This window comes from Pandoraea sp. E26 (genome assembly GCF_000681415.1).
In the GTDB taxonomy this organism is placed as follows: domain Bacteria; phylum Pseudomonadota; class Gammaproteobacteria; order Burkholderiales; family Burkholderiaceae; genus Pandoraea; species Pandoraea pnomenusa.
Map to the genome: position 1 here is coordinate 307,292 of NZ_AYXJ01000002.1, position 16,818 is coordinate 324,109.

The window sequence follows — 16,818 nt, forward strand, 5'->3', positions numbered from 1 at the left end:
GATGACGAAACAGGACGAGGGCGCGCGTCAGGCGCCCTCGGGAAAACTGCCCGGAAATTACACCACAGAACGTTTTTCCCTGCCGGACGCGGGGTCAGCCTCGTGCCACGCCCGCCGAAGCGTCGTCGTCGGCCGCCATGTGGCGTGCCAGTTCCAGCTTGGCGATGGCGTTGCGATGCACCTCGTCGGGGCCATCGGCAAAGCGCAGCGTGCGTGCGCTCGCGTAGGCGTACGCGAGCGGAAAATCACCCGACAGCCCAGCCGCTCCGTGCGCCTGCATCGCCCAGTCGAGCACCTGGCACGCCATGTTGGGCGCCACGACCTTGATCATGGCGATCTCGGCGCGCGCCGCCTTGTTGCCTACGGTATCCATCATGTACGCCGCCTTGAGCGTGAGCAGACGCGCCTGCTCGATCAGGCAGCGCGCCTCGGCAATGCGCTCGCGTGTGACGCCCTGCGCGGCGATCGGCTTGCCGAACGCCACCCGGGAGAGCGTGCGTTGGCACATGAGGGACAAGGCGCGCTCGGCCAGGCCGATGAGTCGCATGCAATGGTGGATGCGTCCCGGCCCGAGGCGGCCTTGCGCGATCTCGAAGCCACGGCCCTCGCCGAGCAGGATGCTGCTGGCCGGGACGCGAACGTCGTCGAGCACGATTTCCATGTGGCCGTGCGGCGCGTCGTCGTAACCGAACACGGTGAGCGGACGCACGCGCGAGACACCCTTCGCATCCGCCGGCACCAGAATCATCGACTGCTGCGCATGTTTCGGCGCGTCCGGGTCGGTCTTGCCCATCACGATATAAAGCGCGCAGCGCGGGTCGCCCGCACCGGTCGACCACCACTTGCGTCCGTTGATGACATAGTCGTCGCCGTCGCGACGAATCCGGCATTGCACATTGGTGGCATCGGACGATGCCACGTCCGGCTCGGTCATGAGAAACGCGGACCGGATCTCGCCGCGCAGCAGTGGCGCCAGCCATTGCGCCTTCTGGGCGTCCGTGGCGTAGCGCTCCAGCGTTTCCATGTTGCCGGTGTCGGGCGCATTGCAATTGAACACCTCGGGCGCCCACGGCACCTGTCCCATGATCTCGCACAGTGGCGCGTATTCGACGTTCGTCAGGCCGGCGCCGCGCGCGGAGTCGGGCAGGAAGAGATTCCAGAGGCCCGCCTTCCGTGCCAGCGGCTTGAGGCGTTCGATGACCTGCGACGGTTGCCAGGCGTCGCCCTGACGCCGCGCGATGTCGATTTCCTCGAGATAGCGGCGCTCGTTCGGAAAGATGTGTTCATCGAAGAACGCGCTCAGACGCGCGCGCAACGCGTCGACTTTGGGGCTGTAGCTGAAATCCATGACGTCTCCGGTCAGTGGCGGACTACGGGTGCGAAGGGCATGCGAAGTCTTTGCAAATCAAGGTCGGTGCGGGCATCGAGCGGCCACGAAGCGTGCGAGGCCGCGGTGCGCCTTCACGCACGTTGCGCATCGCTGCGCTGGGCGTACTGCCAGGCGAGTTCGGCCATCGGGCGGGCGCGTCGGCCGGCGTCCAGCGCTTGTTGACTCGCGGCGGTACCGTCGCTCACGCGCTTCATGATGCCTTGCAGGATCGCCGCGATGCGGAACATGTTGTACGCGAGGTAGAAGTTCCATTGCGACGGTCGCGCGATCCCCGTGCGTTCGCTGTAACGCCTCACATAGTCGGATTCGTCGGGAATGCCCAGCGTCTCCCGATCCAGACCGGCAATGCCGCGAAACACGCCCGGACTGACATGCCAGGCCATGCAGTGGTAGCTGAAGTCGGCGAGCGGGTCGCCCAGCGTCGACAGTTCCCAGTCGAGCACGGCAAGCACGCGCGGCTCGCTGGGATGGAAGATGAGATTGTCCAGCCGGAAGTCGCCGTGCACGATGGTGGTGCGCTCGGGTGCGTCGGTGGGCAAATGCTCGGGCAGCCACGCGATCAGGCGATCCATGGCATCGATGGTCTCGGTCTCCGACGCGCGGTATTGCTTGCTCCATCGCGCGATCTGGCGGGCGATATAGTCGCCGGGCTTGCCGTACGATTCGAGGCCGATCGCCCGGTAGTCCACGCGGTGCAGCGCCGAGATCACCCGGTTCATTTCGTCGTAGATGGCGCCGCGTTCGGCCGCCGTCATGCCGGGCAGGGCCGGATCCCACAGGACACGCCCCTCGACGAAGTCCATCACGTAGAACGCGAGACCGATCACGCCTTCGTCCTCGCACAGACCGCGCATGCGCGCTACCGGCACATCGGTGCCGGCGAGCGCATCCATCACGCGATACTCGCGCTCGATGGCGTGCGCGGACGGCAGCAGTCTGGCCGCCGGCGCGGGCTTGGTGCGCAGCACGTACGCCGCGCCGGGGGTACTCAGGCGGTAGGTGGGATTCGATTGGCCGCCATTGAATTGCGTGATCGCGAGCGGCCCGGCGAAGCCGTCGACGTTCGCAATGAGCCAGCGCTCCAGCGCGGCGGCGTCGAAAGGCACGCGCGAACCCAGCGCGCGCTCGCCTGCGAATGCGGAAAAGTCCTGTGGAAGCTCCTCGGCCATGCTGTCTCCTGCATTTCCGGTGCAACGTGGATCGGGACGATTGCTACGATTCGGTAACTCGACGACTACCCGGCGAGATGCGCCGCGTTCGGCCGCGCTCAGTCTCGCCGACGTGTGCGCAGGAACGACGCGAAGATCTTCTCCATGACGGTGAGCCGGTTGTCGCGATGCAGCGGCTGCGGTGGCGCGAAGTTCATCAACCGTACCACCCAGTCCTGTGGCTTGTCGCCCACGTCGAGGGCGTTGATGCACGCGGGCGTCTGGGCGAGCTGCCCCAGGAATAGCCGTCCGTGCGGATGCATCGCATGCGAGAGAATCGCACGGTTCACGCCGCCATGCAGCACCAGCAGCACGGTGTCCCACGATGGGTCGGCACGCAACTCCGCCAGGGGCGGCACCACGCGATCGAGCAGCTCTCTCACCGACTCGCCGTTCATGAAGCGGGTCTCTTCGGGCACGAGTCCGTCGAAGGCGCTCAGGAACGCCTGCGCCAACTCGGCCGGCGGCACGTCGGCAAGACTGCCCGCGCGAATTTCCTGCCAGCAGGTCCACGTCTCGATATCGATCCGCTGCCCCGTCTCGGCCAGCACGCGCTCGGCGGTCTCGCGCGTGCGCGGCAGGCCGCTCACGATCACGCGGTCGAAACGGATATTCTCGGCGGCGAAGGCACGGCCGGCGGCGCTTGCCTGCTCACGGCCAAGCGCGTTCAGGGGGACGGTGTCGGCGTCGACGGGCTTGCCGCTGTCGTCGAAATAGGTCACGTCGCCGTGGCGCATCAGATAGATGCGGCGACGCGCGGGCGGAGTGAAAGTCAGCGGGCCGGCGGCGGTGCCGGGGTGGCCGAGAGCGCTCATGCGGTCAATCTCCTGAACGGGGTATGAGGGATACCGGTGTCCGCCACCCCGGGGTGGCGGCCGCGCGTGGGACGCCGGCGTGGGAGCACGGGGCGTTCGTGCCGCCCGCGCCGTCGTCGTTCGCGCGATCAGGTGTATTTTGCCGGACGTTTCTCGAGGAAGGCACTGATGCCCTCCAGACCGTCGGCATGGTGCAGCGATGCGACGAAGTTGTCGCGCTCGGCCCCGAGTTGCGAGGTGAGGGAATCGCTGGCACCGCTCTCGATGAGCGACTTGATACGGCCTACGGCGTTCGGCGAGAGCTGCGCGAGATCGGTAGCCCAGTTCAGGGCTTCGGCGCGTGCCTGACCCGGCGCGACCACGCGGTTGACCACACCCGCGGCCGCCAGACGCGACGCAGCCACCGGCTTGCCCTCGAGCAGGATCTCGGTGGCCAGCGCCCGAGGGAGGGCTTGCGAGAGGAACCACGAGCCGCCGCCGTCCGGGGTGAGGCCGACCTTGACATACGCCATCACGAACTTGGCGTTGTCGGCCGCCACGAGCAGATCGCAGGCAAGGGCGAGCGAGAAGCCCGCGCCCGCGGCGGCACCTTCGACGGCGGCGATGACCGGCTTCGGACAGGCGCGCAGCGCTTCGATCCACTCGGCCAGCGCGTCGATGCTCGCGGCCTGCACGGACGGGTCTTTCTGCCGATTTTCGAGCAGACGGTTGAGGTTGCCACCGGCGCAGAAGAAGTTGTCGGCGCCGGTGATCACCACCGCACGGATCGACGAATCGCGCTCGGCCGTGGCCAGCGCCTCGACGCCCGCAGCGTACATGTCCGGATGCAGCGCGTTGCGCGCTCCGGGGTTGGACAGCGTCAGCACCAGCGTATGGTCGATGCGTTCGGCAAGCAGTTCGGCGCTCATGGGGCGATTCTCCGGATCACTGTTCTTCGGTGAGCAGCGACACGCCGAGTTGCGCGCGGCGCGTGAGCCACGGCGACGGACGATAGCGCGGGTCGCCGTAGAACGATTGCAGATTGCGCAGCACCGTGAGCAACTGGCGCGCGCCCACGGCGTCGCCCAGCGCGAGCGGTCCCTTGGCGTAGCCCAGGCCCAGCGTCACGGCCCGGTCGATGTCGCCCGGCGAGGCAATGCGCTGCTGCGCGATGTCCGCACCGATGTTGACGATCGTGGCGATCACCCGTTGGGCGACGAATCCGGCCGAGTCGCGAATCACGGTCACCGGCGTGCCATCATGCGCGAACAGCGCGTGCGCCGCGTCGCGCGCGTCGACCGTGGTCACGGGCGTGGTCATCAGCGTGTGACGCTTGGCGCCCGCGAGCGGCAGCAGGGTGTCGACAGCTACAGTGCGCGTGGCGTCGAGGCCCTGCTCGACCGCGCATGTCGTCGCGTCGAGGCCGAGGGGGGTGACGACGATCAACGCCGAGTCCGACGGCTTGTCGCCGGCTTCGATGGTCACGCCCGTGGCACCGAGCAACTCCACCACGGCCGCGAAGCTGCGCGAATCGGCTCGGCTCACCCACACACTCGCGGGCAGTGTTTTCGGTGCGCTGGCCTCGGGCGGCACCTGCTGTTTGCCGTCGACATAGCGGTAGAAGCCTTCACCGACCTTGCGTCCGAGCAGGCCACCGGCGAAACGCACTGCCGTGATCGGCGACGGGCGGAAGCGCGCCTCTTCGTAAAACTGGTGATAGATGGATTCCATCACCGGGTGCGAGACGTCGAGCGCCGTGAGGTCGAGCAGCTCGAACGTGCCGAGACGGAAGCCGGCCTGCTCGCGCAGGATACGGTCGATGTCCGCGAAGCTAGCAATGCCCTCGCTGGCCACGCGCAGGCCTTCGGTGTTCATGCCGCGGCCGGCGTGATTGACGATGAAGCCCGGCATGTCCTTGCAGCGCACGGCGGTGTGGCCCATTCGACGACCCAGCGAGAGCAGGGCGTCGCCGACCTCGGGCGCGGTGCGCAGCCCGTCGATGACCTCGACGACCTTCATGAGCGGGACCGGATTGAAGAAGTGGTAGCCGGCCACGCGCTCCGGGCGCTCGCAGGCCGCGGCAATGGCCGTGATCGAGAGCGACGACGTGTTCGATGCGAGGATCGCATCGGGCGCCACGATGCCTTCGAGCGAGCGAAACAGATCGCGCTTGATCTCGAGCTTCTCGATGATGGCCTCGACCACGAGCTGGCAGTCGGCGAGATCCTCGAGCGCGCCGCAGGCCTGCAAACGCCCCATCGTCGCCTCGACGCTCGATGCCTCGATCTTGCCCTTCGCGGCAAGCTTGTCGAGCGTGTCGCGCAGCGCGTCCAGCGCGGCCTGCACGGCCTTCGCGTTGGTGTCGTAGAGCTTGACGCGCAGTCCGGCCTGCGCGGCGATCTGGGCGATGCCCCGGCCCATGGCGCCTGCGCCGACGATGCCCAATACGTCGATGGTCGTGCCGGAGGAGGGGGATGCGGAGGATGCAGTCATTCGGAGTGTCTCGAGGTTGGTGTCGATTGTCGTCGATCGAAATCGTCATGCAGGTACGGTTGCGCCGTTGGACCGGCGCCGCAACGACGTCGTGGGGGACGCCGCGCGAACGTGACTCGCCATTCTATCGTCCGACCGGTCGGTCGGGAAATGAATTTCCTGCCGAGTTCGCGAGCAATGCAAACCGATGCGCCTGATGCGTTGCCGCTATTGTCGCCGATCTGGCGCACGCTGCCAGCGCTTGTTCCGCTGCGCGGTCAGCCTGCAAGATGGCGAAACCGATCGCTCCGCGGGCGGTGCCGCCGGATTTCGGGACACGCCGTCACGCCGGTGTTTCACGAAGGGTCCCGCAATGCCGTTACACTTCGGTTGGCCGCCGGTCGAGCCCGGCCGCTAACGAGCCGTCGCCCTGAGGGCGGCAGTGCATCTGGGACGCATCATGAACATTGCGCACGTCGCACGGCGCCTCGACGCCGATGACGCCGGCCGTGCCGCATGGGAGACATCATGTTGAAGCTGTACGGATTTCCTATCAGCAACTATTACAACAAGGTCAAGGTTGTGCTGTACGAGAAGGGCCTGTCCTTTGAGGAGTCGGAGTCCATTCCGAGCCAGGAAGAGCCGCTGCTGCAATGCTCGCCGCTTGGCAAGGTGCCGTATCTGCAAACCGAGCATGGCTATCTGGCGGAATCGCAGGTGATCTGCGATTACCTGGACGCCGCGCATCCGTCGCCGGCCTTGTTTTCGGCCGATCCGTGGCGTCAGGCCAAGGAGCGCGAATTACTGACGATGCTGCAACTGCATCTGGAGTTGGTCGTGCGCGAGGTGTACACGCAGGCGTTCTTCGGCGGCACGGTGTCGGAGGGCACGCGCTCGCGCACGGAAAAGCTGCTGCGCCGCAATATCGCGGCCTTCAAGCGTCTGGCGAAGTTCGCACCCTATGTCGCGGGCGACACTTTCACGATGGTAGACATTGCGGCGGCCATCCATTTGCCGATTCTCGGCATGGCGACGCAAGCGGTGTACGGCGAAGACTTCCTGCAGGCCGTCGGCATCGACTGGAAGGCTTACGCCAAGCTGATGGCCGAACGTGAGTCGTTCCAGCGCATGCGCGCGGAGCAGAAGGCATATCAGCAAGCGCAGAAGGAGAAGGCGGCGAAGTAACGTCGTCGGGGCGTGGGTCGCCAAAGGATACGGGCCGCCATCGGTTCATGCGTCGGCTGCGCAGATTGCAGACACGAAGGCGGCATTTCCGGCCATTGGCGGCCAACGCGCCACACAGCCGAGCACTTCGGTGGCAGGATGGGGCTGATCCGGCATTTCAGGAAGGGAACGCGATGCGACAGGTCGGCCTGATTCTCGAAGATGGCTTTCAACTCATGGGGCTGGCCGCGTTGACGGCCTTTGAATTCGCCAACGCCGAATTGGGGGCGCAGGGCTATCGTCTGACGATATTGTCCGAGCGCGGCGGTACGATCCGCTCGTCGATGAACGCGGGGATCGAAACGGTGCCCATCGGGGTCATGCCCGATACGCTTATGGTGGCAGGGGAACTGCTGCCCCAGGAAGTCTCGCCGGGGCTGAACGATTACGTCGCCCGAGCGGGTGACGAGGCACGCCGGGTAGCGGGGGTGTGCACCGGCGCCTTCGTCCTGGCCCAGGCGGGCCTGCTCGACGGCCGCGCAGCCACCACGCACTGGGCACATGCGCGCACGCTGCAGGCGCGCTTTCCGAAAGTTCGCGTGGACGAGGACCGCATCTTCATCCGCGACGGCAACATCTGGACGTCGGCCGGCATGTCCTCGGCCATCGACCTCACGCTGGCCCTGCTCGAAGACGACCATGGCCCGGCGCTGTCGCGCGCCATCGCGCGAAAGCTGGTCGTGTACCACCGCCGGCCGGGCGGCCAATCCCAGTTCTCGGCGATGTTGGAACTGGAACCACGCTCGGATCGGGTCCGACGGGCCCTGACGTATGCGCGCGAGAACCTGCGCAACGCGCTCTCCGTCGAGGAACTGGCCGACGCCGCCAGTCTGTCCCCGCGTCAGTTCAGCCGGGTGTTTCGGGAGGAAACCGGGCAGTCCCCCGCCAAGGCCGTGGAGATGCTGCGTCTGGAGGCCGCGCGCGTAATGCTCGAGCATGGCCGTCATCCGCTCGATGTCGTTGCCCGCGATACCGGTTTCACGGATCGGGATCGCATGCGACGTGCCTTTTTGCGCAACTACGGACAGCCGCCCGCGAGCCTCAAACGTCACCTGAAGCTGATGGACGGTGACGAAGCGGCGTGACCTGATACGCCGGAACGATGTCATTCGGGCCGACCGGTGCACGGTGCGCCCGCCCGCATCGCCACCCAACGTGTGACATCCCTTTCCGCCTCGATCCGGGAAGCCGCGATGCCCGTCGCGCTCCGGCGTGATCCGGTCGTCGTCCCGCGGTATTCGCGATCGTTCGAAACGTCCTTGTCGGCCCGGTTGCTCCCCGGGCTTTTTTGCGTGCATGCCGCCTGATGACGGGGATGTCCGTTATCGACGTTTATATGTCATTTGAGACTTCCTGCCGAGCGCGCATAGTGCATCCATCGACAAACAGCGCCGGTGCGGCGCACGACAAGGAAGACAATCATGCAAACGACCGGCAACACGATTTTCATCACGGGTGGCACCTCCGGCATCGGCCGCGCGCTCGCAGAGCAGTTCCACGCGCTGGGCAATAAAGTGATCATTGCCGGCCGCCGTCAGGCCTTGCTCGACGAAGTCGCCGCCGCCCATCCCGGCATTGACGGCGTGGCGCTCGACATCTCGGATGCAGCCGACATCGACCGCGTGGCCGCGCAACTGATCCGCGACTACCCGACACTGAATGTACTCATCAACAACGCCGGCATCATGCCGTTCGACGACGCATCCGGCCGGATCGACGACGCTGTCTCGCGGCGCATTCTGGATACCAACCTGCTGGGCCCCATCCGCCTGACCTCGGCGCTGGTCGAACACCTCAAGGCACAGCCGCGCGCCACCATCATCCACAACACCTCGATCCTCGCGTACGTGCCGATCGCCACCAATGCCGTGTATTCGGCCTCGAAGGCGGCGCTCCATTCCTACGCGCTGTCGCAGCGCTTCATGCTCAAAGACACCAGCGTGTCCGTGCAGGAAATCGCGCCGCCGTGGGTGGACACCGACCTGATCAAGAAGAGCGGCGATCCGCGCGCCATGCCACTCGACGCCTTCATCGCCGAAACGATGAAGGGCCTGGCGACCGATGCGCCGGAGGTCTTCGTCGAGGCGGTTCGCGCGTTGCGCGACAACCCCGGCCTGGGCGAGCACGCCCTGGTCGACGGCTTCAACGCCGAGATCGCCGCCAACCCGATCCCGGTCTGACACGACCGCGCAATCACACGGGCCTGCTGCCGAGCGGGCCCGCTTCCCTCGGAGACCCGCGCCATGGCCGCGTCGCTTGCCCTGAATACCCGTGCCAACCTGCTTCCCGCCGGCTTTCTGGCCCTTGGCACCTTCGCCATCGGCACGGAAGGTTTCATGATCGCGCCATTGCTGCCGGTCATGGCGCGCGATTTCGCCATGCCGGTCCCGAGGGTAGCGTTGCTGGTTGTCGTATTCACGCTGGTGCTGGCGCTGTCCTCTCCGGTCGCCACCGTGGCCACCGGCCGGATGGCGCGCAAGCGGGTGCTGCTGCTGGCCATGTCGCTCTTCGCCATCGGTAATGCCGCCGCGGCGCTGTCGTCCTCGTTCGCCGTACTGCTCGGCGCTCGCGTGCTGATGGCCGTTGCCGCGGGCCTCTATGTGCCGGCGGCCAACGGGCTGGCCGGCGTCATCGTGGCTCCCGGCATGCGTGGCCGGGCTCTGGCCATCGTTAGCGCGGGGCAGACACTGGCCATTGCGCTGGGACTGCCACTGGGCGGTGTGATCGGCCACGCATTCGGTTGGCGGGCGACGTTCGGGCTGGTCGGCGCGATGAGCGCCATCGCAATCGTGGGAATCGCGGCGGGCATCGCACGCGAGGCGGGGCAGGGCGTCGTGGTGGCGAGCCTGCGCGAGCGCGTGTCGGTGACACGCCAACGAGCCATTCAGCGCCTCCTGGCCGTCAGCCTTTTCTGGGCCATCGGCGCGTTTGCCGTATATCCGTACATCGCCGAATACCTGGCGGCCGTTCTCGACTTCGATCCGAATGCGGTGACCGCGACGGTCTCGCTTTGGGGGCTGGCGGCGGCCGCCGGTGTGATGACCGGAGGCGTGTTCAATGACCGGTTCGGTGCCGAACGCGTGGTGCGCGCTTCGCTGGTGCTGCTCGCTCTTTCGTTCCTGGCACTGGCCGCCGCGTCCGGGTTGCCTGCGCGGATTGCCTTTGTGCCGGTACTCGTTGCCGTCGCGTTATGGGGCTTCACTGTGTGGTCATTTTTTCCGGCACAGATGTCGCGCCTGATCGGCGCCGGTGCCCCGGGGCAGGCAACCGTCGCCCTGGCGCTCAACACGTCGACCATGTACTTCGGCTTCTCGATTGGCAGCGCCCTGGGCGCGCTCGTATTGGGCACCGGCGCCCTCTGGGGCATCGGTCTCGTCGCGGCACTTGCCGAAGCCATTGCCCTGGGCCTGAACGCCCGACTCGGGACATGGCCCCAAGCCGCGAAGTCCCTCCATCGGAACGCAACGACCGGACTGGATGGTTGAGCACCGCTGATTTTCAACGTCCTCGCAAGGCGACGCTTTCGCCCGCGCGGACTCTCTCGAAAGGAAAACCCGTAATGACTTCACGTATCCAGACGCCCGCCGCAACCGTTGCCTCGGGCAACACTGCCGACGTTTTTGCCGCGATCCGCAAGGCCATTGGCATGGTGCCAAACGCCTACGCCGCCATCGGCGCCCTGAACACGCCCGCGCTGCAGGCGATGCTTTCCGCCGATGCGGTCCTCTCCCGTGGAACGCTGTCGGCGCAGGAACGCGAAATCGTCAAGCTGGTGGTGAGCGCCGTGGCCGGTTGCGACTATTGCGTGGCGGCACACAGCCTTGCCGCCAAAGCCTCCGGAATTCCGGTCGACGGCGTTCGTGCGATCCAGGCATTGGCGCCGACGGGAGATGTGCGCCGGGATGCCCTGGTGAGATTCGTCCGTGTGCTCCAGGAAAGCCGGGGAACGATTGCGCCGCAGGAGTTCGAGGCATTCCAGGCAGCGGGTTTTGGGGACGAGGCGGTCGTCGACGTTGCACTGGCCATTGCGATCATCACGTTCACGAACGTATTCAATCGCGTCAACGACACCACGGTGGACTTCCCTGCACTGAAGTGAGGCGGCCAACCCGCGTGCCGGCGCTCCATTTGCCGGCCGGCTATCGACCGGCGAACGGAGAACGGAGAACGGAGGTCGAGCGGGGGCGGCGCGATGCCGCGCGCCGCTCAGATCTTCGCGAGTCGCGCGAGCGCTTCGCGAAGCGTGGCGTCCTGCTTGGCGAAGCAGAAGCGCACCACGCCGGATTCGTGCGGTGAATGATAGAACGCCGACACCGGAATGGCGGCCACACCGATCTCGCCCGTTAGCCAAAGCGCGAAGTCGGCCTCGCTCATATCGCTGATCGCGCTGTAATCCACGCATTGGAAGTAGGTGCCTTCGCACGGCAGCAGTTTGAAACGCGTGGCGGCGAGCCCTTCGCGGAACAGGTCGCGCTTGCGCTGATAAAAGGCCGGGAGCGACAGATACGGCGTCGGGTCGCGCATGTAGTCCGCGAGTCCGACCTGCATCGGCGTGTTCACGGTGAACACGTTGAACTGATGCACCTTGCGGAACTCAGCCGACAACGCCGCCGGAGCGGCCACGAAACCGACCTTCCAGCCCGTTACGTGATACGTCTTGCCGAAGCTCGACACGATGAAACTGCGGCGCGCGAGCTCCGGATGGCGCGCCACGCTCTCGTGGCGCTTGCCGTCGTACACCATGTGTTCATAGACCTCGTCCGAGATCAGCAGGATGTCGGTGCCGGCCACGATCTCGGCAAGCTTCGCCAGATCCTTTTCATGCCACACCGTGCCGCTCGGATTGTGCGGCGTGTTGAACAGAATGAGGCGCGTGCGCGGCGTGATCGCGGCAGCCAGCTTGTCGAACGGAATCCGGAAGTCGGGCGCCTCGAGCGTGATGTAAACCGGCTTGCCACCGGCCAGCTCGATCGAAGGCACGTAGCTGTCGTACGTCGGTTCGAACACGATCACTTCGTCGCCCGGATGCACCGTGGCGAGAATCGCCGTGAGCAGTGCCTGCGTGGCGCCGGCCGTCACCGTGATTTCCGTGTTCCAGTCGTATGCCTGTCCGTAAAGCTGGCCGATTTTGTCCGCAATCGCCTGACGCAGCGCCGGAACGCCGGCCATCGGCGGGTACTGGTTGTGGTCTTCGCGCATGGCGCGCGAGACGGCGTCGACGATCTTCGGATCGCACGAGAAGTCGGGGAAGCCCTGGCCGAGGTTCACGGCCTGCTTCTCGGCGGCGAGCGCCGACATCACGGTGAAAATGGTGGTGCCGACATTCGGCAGGCGCGACGTGAGCGGCGGCGCGACCAGCGTCGGCGAGGGCGAAGCAGTGTGAGGCGCGTTCATTTATACGGTGGGACGAAGCAGTGATCAGGACGTCATTCTAACGCTTCGGCCTCACTTCGGCCCCTGCTTCGACCCCGCTTCGACGCACTACCTGCCGATGGCCAGCAGCGACGTGAAGGCGCTGGCCGTCACGATACGAAAGCCGAACTGGCGTGCCACGCGGCTCCGGAGTTTAAGCACGGCCTTGTCCTTGCTGACGAGCCAATGCGCATGGCCGTCGCGCGCGGCTTCGAGGAATTTCTGGTCGTCGCGGTCACGGCACAGGGGCAGGGACGCGGGCGGGGCAGCGTCGTCCGGCACCACGATACGGTGCGTGAGGGCGTCGACCCAGGCGAGTGCCGCCGCGTTGTCGATTTCGCGCGAGGCGAATTGCGGGTAGGTCAGCACCACGGCGAGTTCGTCGCGGCAGCGCGGCGCCATGAGTGCCGTGAGGCGGCGCTCCACGAGCGCGTCGCGCACCGGCCGGGCGACAGGGTCGTCGAAAACCAGCAGGTCGATCCAGACATTGGTGTCGAGCACCACGCGCGGCGGTGTGGCCAGGGTGTCGAGATGCTCGGCGAAGGCCCGGTCGGCGGGCGTGGCAACAGCGTTTTGAAGCATTGGATAGAATGTCGGTTTCTCGTTTTTGCAGGAACGCTGCACCCAATATGATAATTGTTCTTTCGCCGGCCAAATCGCTCGACTACGAAACGCCGCCGCACGTGAGCACGCACACCGTGCCGCAGTTCGTTGACGACGCGGCCGAATTGATCGAGGGCCTGCGCGAACTGAGCCCGGCGCAAGTCGGCTCGCTCATGAGCATCTCCGATCAACTGGCCGTCCTCAACGCCAACCGGTATGCCGAGTGGTCCCCGCGCTTCGACACCACCAACGCCAAGCAAGCCGTGCTCGCTTTCAACGGCGACGTCTATGAAGGTCTTGCCGCCCGCAGCCTGAGCGCAACCCAACTCGACTTCGCACAGAAGCATCTGCGCATTCTCTCCGGCCTGTATGGCGTACTGCGGCCGCTCGACCTGCTGCAACCGTATCGTCTGGAGATGGGCACGCGTTTTGCCAACAAGCGCGGGCGTGACTTGTATGCGTTCTGGGGCGAGCGCGTGACGCATACGATCAATGCGTCGCTTGCCGAGCATGCCGAGCCGCGTCGCGTGCTCGTGAATCTGGCGTCCGAGGAGTACTTCCGGGTCATCAAGCGACGTCTGGTGGCGGCGCCCGTGATCACGCCGGTGTTCGAAGACTGGAAGAGCGGCAAGTACAAGATCATCAGTTTCTACGCCAAGCGGGCGCGAGGGCTGATGGCGCGCTACGCCATCGAGCGCGGCGTGACCGACGTGCAGCAGCTCAAGGCATTCGACAGCGAGGGCTACGCGTTCGACGACAGCGTGTCGAACGATGCGCTCTGGGTCTTCCGCCGCCGAGTGGCATAGCGCCAGACCACCACGGGCCCCGAGCCAATGCGCCGGGGCCTCTTCGTTTTTGCCAGTCCTTGCGTCAGTGAGACAAGCCATGACCGTTCACATCAGCAGCCGGTTCGACAGCGGCGCCATCGAAGTTGTCAGCGCCGCGCAGGCGAACGATATCCACGTGCGCATTCCCCAGGACAACGCCGCGGCGTTCGCGCAGTGGTTTCACTTCCGGGTGCAGGGCGTGGCGGGTGTGCCCTGCCGCATCGTGTTCGATAACGCGGGGCAGACGTCATACCCGTGCGGATGGGAGAACTACCGTGCGGTCGCATCGTACGATCGCGTGACCTGGTTTCGCGTGCCGACGTCGTACGACGGGCGTGTCATGACCGTCGCGTTCACGCCCGCGCATGACAGCGTCTACCTCGCCTATTTCGAACCCTATTCGGATGAACGCCACCTCGCGCTGGTCGGCACGGCGCAGAATTCACCGCTCGCCCGAACGCGCTCGCTGGGGCGCACCGTCGACGGCCGCGACATGACGTTGCTCACGGTGGGCGAGCCGCGTGCCGGCAAGCGCAACGTGTGGGTGATTGCACGTCAGCACCCGGGGGAGACGATGGCGGAGTGGTTCGTGGAAGGCATGCTGCGGCGGTTGTTGGGCGCGGGTGACTGGGCCGGCGACCCGCTCGCCCGGGCCGTGCTGGACGAAGCGACGCTGCACATCGTGCCGAACATGAATCCCGACGGCGCGGCGCGCGGCAATCTGCGTACCAATGCGGCGGGCGCGAACCTCAATCGCGAATGGCTCGAGCCCGATCCCGTGCGCAGCCCGGAAGTCTTCGTGGTACGCGAAGCCATCGAGGCGCTCGGCTGCGACATGTTCTTCGACATTCACGGCGACGAGGCGCTGCCCTACGTGTTCCTCGCCGGCAATGATGGGGTCGAGACGGCATCGCCCGAGTTGCTCGCCCGCGAGAAGGCATTCGGCGAACGTTTCAAGGCGGCCAGCCTCGACTTCCAGGACAAGTTCGGCTATCCGCCGGGCAAGCACGGGCCGGAGTCGCTCAAGCTCGCGTCGAAGTGGGTTGCCCACCGCTTTGGTTGTCTGGCGTTGACGCTGGAGATGCCGTTCAAGGACAACGCCAACCGGCCCGACACGCACACAGGCTGGAACGGCGCGCGCAGCGCGGCGCTCGGTGCGTCGATGCTGGCGGCGATCTGGGCGCAGATGCAGGCGGACCAGAAGTAAGCCGTGAACGCGATACGGCGTCCGCGGACGCCGCATCGTGCGATCAGTGCGCCTTCTTCCTGGTCGTGGCCTTTTTGGTGCCGGACGACTTCGACGACGACTTGCTGCCCGACGACTTCGCAGCGCTCCGCTTGCCCGACTTCGCGGTGGCGTGCGATGCTTTGCCGCGCGTGTGACCGCGTGACGCGCGCTTGACCGGTTGCTCGACCTGCGGCAGCGGCGACGTGTAATCGAAGCCCATCATGCGGCCGTCCGCGTAGCCACAACGTATGTGGATGTTGTCCGTCTGGCCGGTGGTGCGTTTGCCGATGCCGTCGAGCTCGACCATCTGCGTGACGTCGACGCGCTGTTTGCGATCGTCGAATGGCCCCGACCATGGCGCGACTTTGGCGTGGTCCGCGTCGAGGGCGTTGTCGGCGTACTCGACGCTCTCGTACCCGGGCAGCGTCGCCACGACGAAGCTCGCATGCGCGGCGCAGTCGGCGACCAGCGGGTCGGCGTGGCGCGTGTTGATGAACTGCTCGACCAGCGCACGATGCTGCTCGAGCGTGAAGGCCTGTGCAGGAGCCGCGAAGGCCGACAGGCAAAACGGCGCGGCCACGGCGATCGAGGCGGAAGCGGCGACCTGGCGCACGGCTCGCATCACGACGCCGACGGCGCGTTGAAAAAATCGATTCGACATTACTTGACGTAGTCTCGGGGGCGGACGGGTCTGGACAGACCCGAGCATTGCAGAGCAATGCGGGCACGCGGTGGTCCATCGTATGAGCCGATTGCGTGCGCCGCTCGCGAAGAGGCTTGGCCGCATTTTGAAAGACAGCGGCCAGGCGGCTCCCATCTTAACCGAAAAAAGCGCCGCTCACGCCCGCCGGGTAAGCCCGCAAACGTAACAGGGCAGGGCGGGAAAGTGACGGCGCGTTACAATGCGGGCCTGATTCACGCTTCGATGCCACGCCGGCCTGCGCAAACTTCGCGCGTTCGCACCGCATTCCTTTCGCATGTTCGCAAACTCACGCACTGTCGAGAGTGCTCAAACCGGTCCGCACGACAAGCTCGCGGACCTCGTGCATCGTCATCGCGAAGCGGTGTTCCGCAAACCGCTGGCCGCTTACAGCGCGGCGGCTTTCGACGCGGCGATGCACGCCTGGCGCACCGCCGGCGCCGCGCCGCTCATCGTCGACGCCGGTTGTGGCGTAGGCGAAAGCACGTTACGTCTGGCAACGCAGTTTCCCGATCACTTCGTCATCGGCATCGACCAGTCGGAGAGTCGCATCGTGCGAGGCAAGGATTGGTGGGAAGGCGTGTGGCCCGAGAACTTCGTGTGGGTGCGTGCGGATCTCGTCGACTTCTGGCGGCAGTTGGCCGACGCAGGCGTTCGCCCGGCACGCCACTACCTTCTCTATCCGAATCCGTGGCCGAAGATCGGGCAGCTCTCGCGTCGCTGGCACGCGCACGCCGTGTTTCCCACGGTCATCGCGCTGGGCGGCGTGCTCGAGTGCCGCAGCAACTGGCACCTCTACATCGAGGAATTCGCCCTGGCCACCGAGTGGCTCAGCGGTGTGCGCCCGAGCGTCGAGACGTGGGCCCCGACGCCCGGCGATGCGCCCATGACGCCGTTCGAGCGCAAGTACCTCGCGTCCGGCCATGGACTGCATCGTTGCGTGGTGACGTTGCCGTGAGC

Annotated in this window: 16 protein-coding genes; 8 read left to right on the plus strand and 8 right to left on the minus strand. The window is 66.1% G+C overall.

Going from position 1 to position 16,818, the window contains the following annotated elements:
* Window positions 1-94: 94 nt before the first annotated feature.
* The 5 genes from W930_RS0101480 to W930_RS0101500 form a co-directional block, all read right to left on the minus strand.
* The gene (locus W930_RS0101480) at window positions 95-1,348 is read right to left on the minus strand and encodes an acyl-CoA dehydrogenase family protein (RefSeq protein WP_023596629.1); all 1,254 of its coding nucleotides are present in this window, start codon (window positions 1,346-1,348) and stop codon (window positions 95-97) included.
* Between the two features lie 113 nt (window positions 1,349-1,461).
* Window positions 1,462-2,559, minus strand: a complete 1,098-nt coding sequence (locus tag W930_RS0101485) for a phosphotransferase (RefSeq protein ID WP_023873873.1) — start codon at window positions 2,557-2,559, stop codon at window positions 1,462-1,464.
* Between the two features lie 98 nt (window positions 2,560-2,657).
* Window positions 2,658-3,374, minus strand: coding sequence for a histidine phosphatase family protein (locus W930_RS0101490; protein WP_023873875.1), 717 nt, complete (start codon window positions 3,372-3,374; stop codon window positions 2,658-2,660).
* A 167-nt stretch (window positions 3,375-3,541) separates the two neighbouring features.
* The gene (locus tag W930_RS0101495) at window positions 3,542-4,321 is read right to left on the minus strand and encodes an oxepin-CoA hydrolase, alternative type (protein WP_023596626.1); all 780 of its coding nucleotides are present in this window, start codon (window positions 4,319-4,321) and stop codon (window positions 3,542-3,544) included.
* A gap of 16 nt (window positions 4,322-4,337) precedes the next feature.
* A complete protein-coding gene (locus W930_RS0101500) occupies window positions 4,338-5,885 on the minus strand; it encodes a 3-hydroxyacyl-CoA dehydrogenase (protein ID WP_051399250.1) in 1,548 nt (515 codons plus the stop codon).
* A 507-nt stretch (window positions 5,886-6,392) separates the two neighbouring features.
* Here W930_RS0101500 and W930_RS0101505 point away from each other — a divergent pair.
* From W930_RS0101505 to W930_RS0101525, 5 genes are all read left to right on the plus strand, one after another.
* A complete protein-coding gene (locus tag W930_RS0101505) occupies window positions 6,393-7,049 on the plus strand; it encodes a glutathione S-transferase (RefSeq protein WP_023873879.1) in 657 nt (218 codons plus the stop codon).
* A 173-nt stretch (window positions 7,050-7,222) separates the two neighbouring features.
* A complete protein-coding gene (locus W930_RS0101510) occupies window positions 7,223-8,173 on the plus strand; it encodes a GlxA family transcriptional regulator (RefSeq protein ID WP_023873881.1) in 951 nt (316 codons plus the stop codon).
* A gap of 336 nt (window positions 8,174-8,509) precedes the next feature.
* Window positions 8,510-9,268, plus strand: a complete 759-nt coding sequence (locus W930_RS0101515; RefSeq protein ID WP_023873883.1) for an SDR family oxidoreductase — start codon at window positions 8,510-8,512, stop codon at window positions 9,266-9,268.
* 63 nt (window positions 9,269-9,331) lie between these two features.
* The gene (locus tag W930_RS25590; protein WP_023873884.1) at window positions 9,332-10,573 is read left to right on the plus strand and encodes an MFS transporter; all 1,242 of its coding nucleotides are present in this window, start codon (window positions 9,332-9,334) and stop codon (window positions 10,571-10,573) included.
* A gap of 74 nt (window positions 10,574-10,647) precedes the next feature.
* The gene (locus W930_RS0101525; RefSeq protein ID WP_023873886.1) at window positions 10,648-11,187 is read left to right on the plus strand and encodes a carboxymuconolactone decarboxylase family protein; all 540 of its coding nucleotides are present in this window, start codon (window positions 10,648-10,650) and stop codon (window positions 11,185-11,187) included.
* Between the two features lie 107 nt (window positions 11,188-11,294).
* Here W930_RS0101525 and W930_RS0101530 read toward each other — a convergent pair whose 3' ends face one another.
* Both W930_RS0101530 and W930_RS0101535 read right to left on the minus strand, forming a co-directional pair.
* The gene (locus W930_RS0101530) at window positions 11,295-12,482 is read right to left on the minus strand and encodes a pyridoxal phosphate-dependent aminotransferase (protein ID WP_023873888.1); all 1,188 of its coding nucleotides are present in this window, start codon (window positions 12,480-12,482) and stop codon (window positions 11,295-11,297) included.
* An 87-nt stretch (window positions 12,483-12,569) separates the two neighbouring features.
* Window positions 12,570-13,082 carry a putative toxin-antitoxin system toxin component, PIN family gene (locus tag W930_RS0101535; RefSeq protein WP_023873890.1) on the minus strand — a complete coding sequence of 171 codons (513 nt, stop codon included), beginning with the start codon at window positions 13,080-13,082 and terminating at the stop codon, window positions 12,570-12,572.
* Window positions 13,083-13,129: 47 nt separating this feature from the next.
* Between W930_RS0101535 and yaaA the strand changes: the two genes are divergently transcribed.
* Both yaaA and W930_RS0101545 read left to right on the plus strand, forming a co-directional pair.
* Window positions 13,130-13,909 carry a peroxide stress protein YaaA gene (gene yaaA, locus W930_RS0101540; protein ID WP_023873891.1) on the plus strand — a complete coding sequence of 260 codons (780 nt, stop codon included), beginning with the start codon at window positions 13,130-13,132 and terminating at the stop codon, window positions 13,907-13,909.
* Between the two features lie 79 nt (window positions 13,910-13,988).
* Window positions 13,989-15,137 (plus strand): M14-type cytosolic carboxypeptidase, encoded by a 1,149-nt coding sequence (locus W930_RS0101545; RefSeq protein WP_023873892.1) that lies wholly within the window; start codon window positions 13,989-13,991, stop codon window positions 15,135-15,137.
* Between the two features lie 43 nt (window positions 15,138-15,180).
* Here W930_RS0101545 and W930_RS0101550 read toward each other — a convergent pair whose 3' ends face one another.
* Complete coding sequence (locus W930_RS0101550) at window positions 15,181-15,819, minus strand: BspC domain-containing protein (RefSeq protein ID WP_023596614.1); 639 nt, start codon at window positions 15,817-15,819, stop codon at window positions 15,181-15,183.
* Window positions 15,820-16,135: 316 nt separating this feature from the next.
* On the opposite strand from W930_RS0101550, the gene W930_RS0101555 reads away from it, so the two are divergent.
* Window positions 16,136-16,816, plus strand: a complete 681-nt coding sequence (locus tag W930_RS0101555) for a tRNA (guanosine(46)-N(7))-methyltransferase TrmB (RefSeq protein WP_023596613.1) — start codon at window positions 16,136-16,138, stop codon at window positions 16,814-16,816.
* Window positions 16,817-16,818 lie beyond the last annotated feature (2 nt).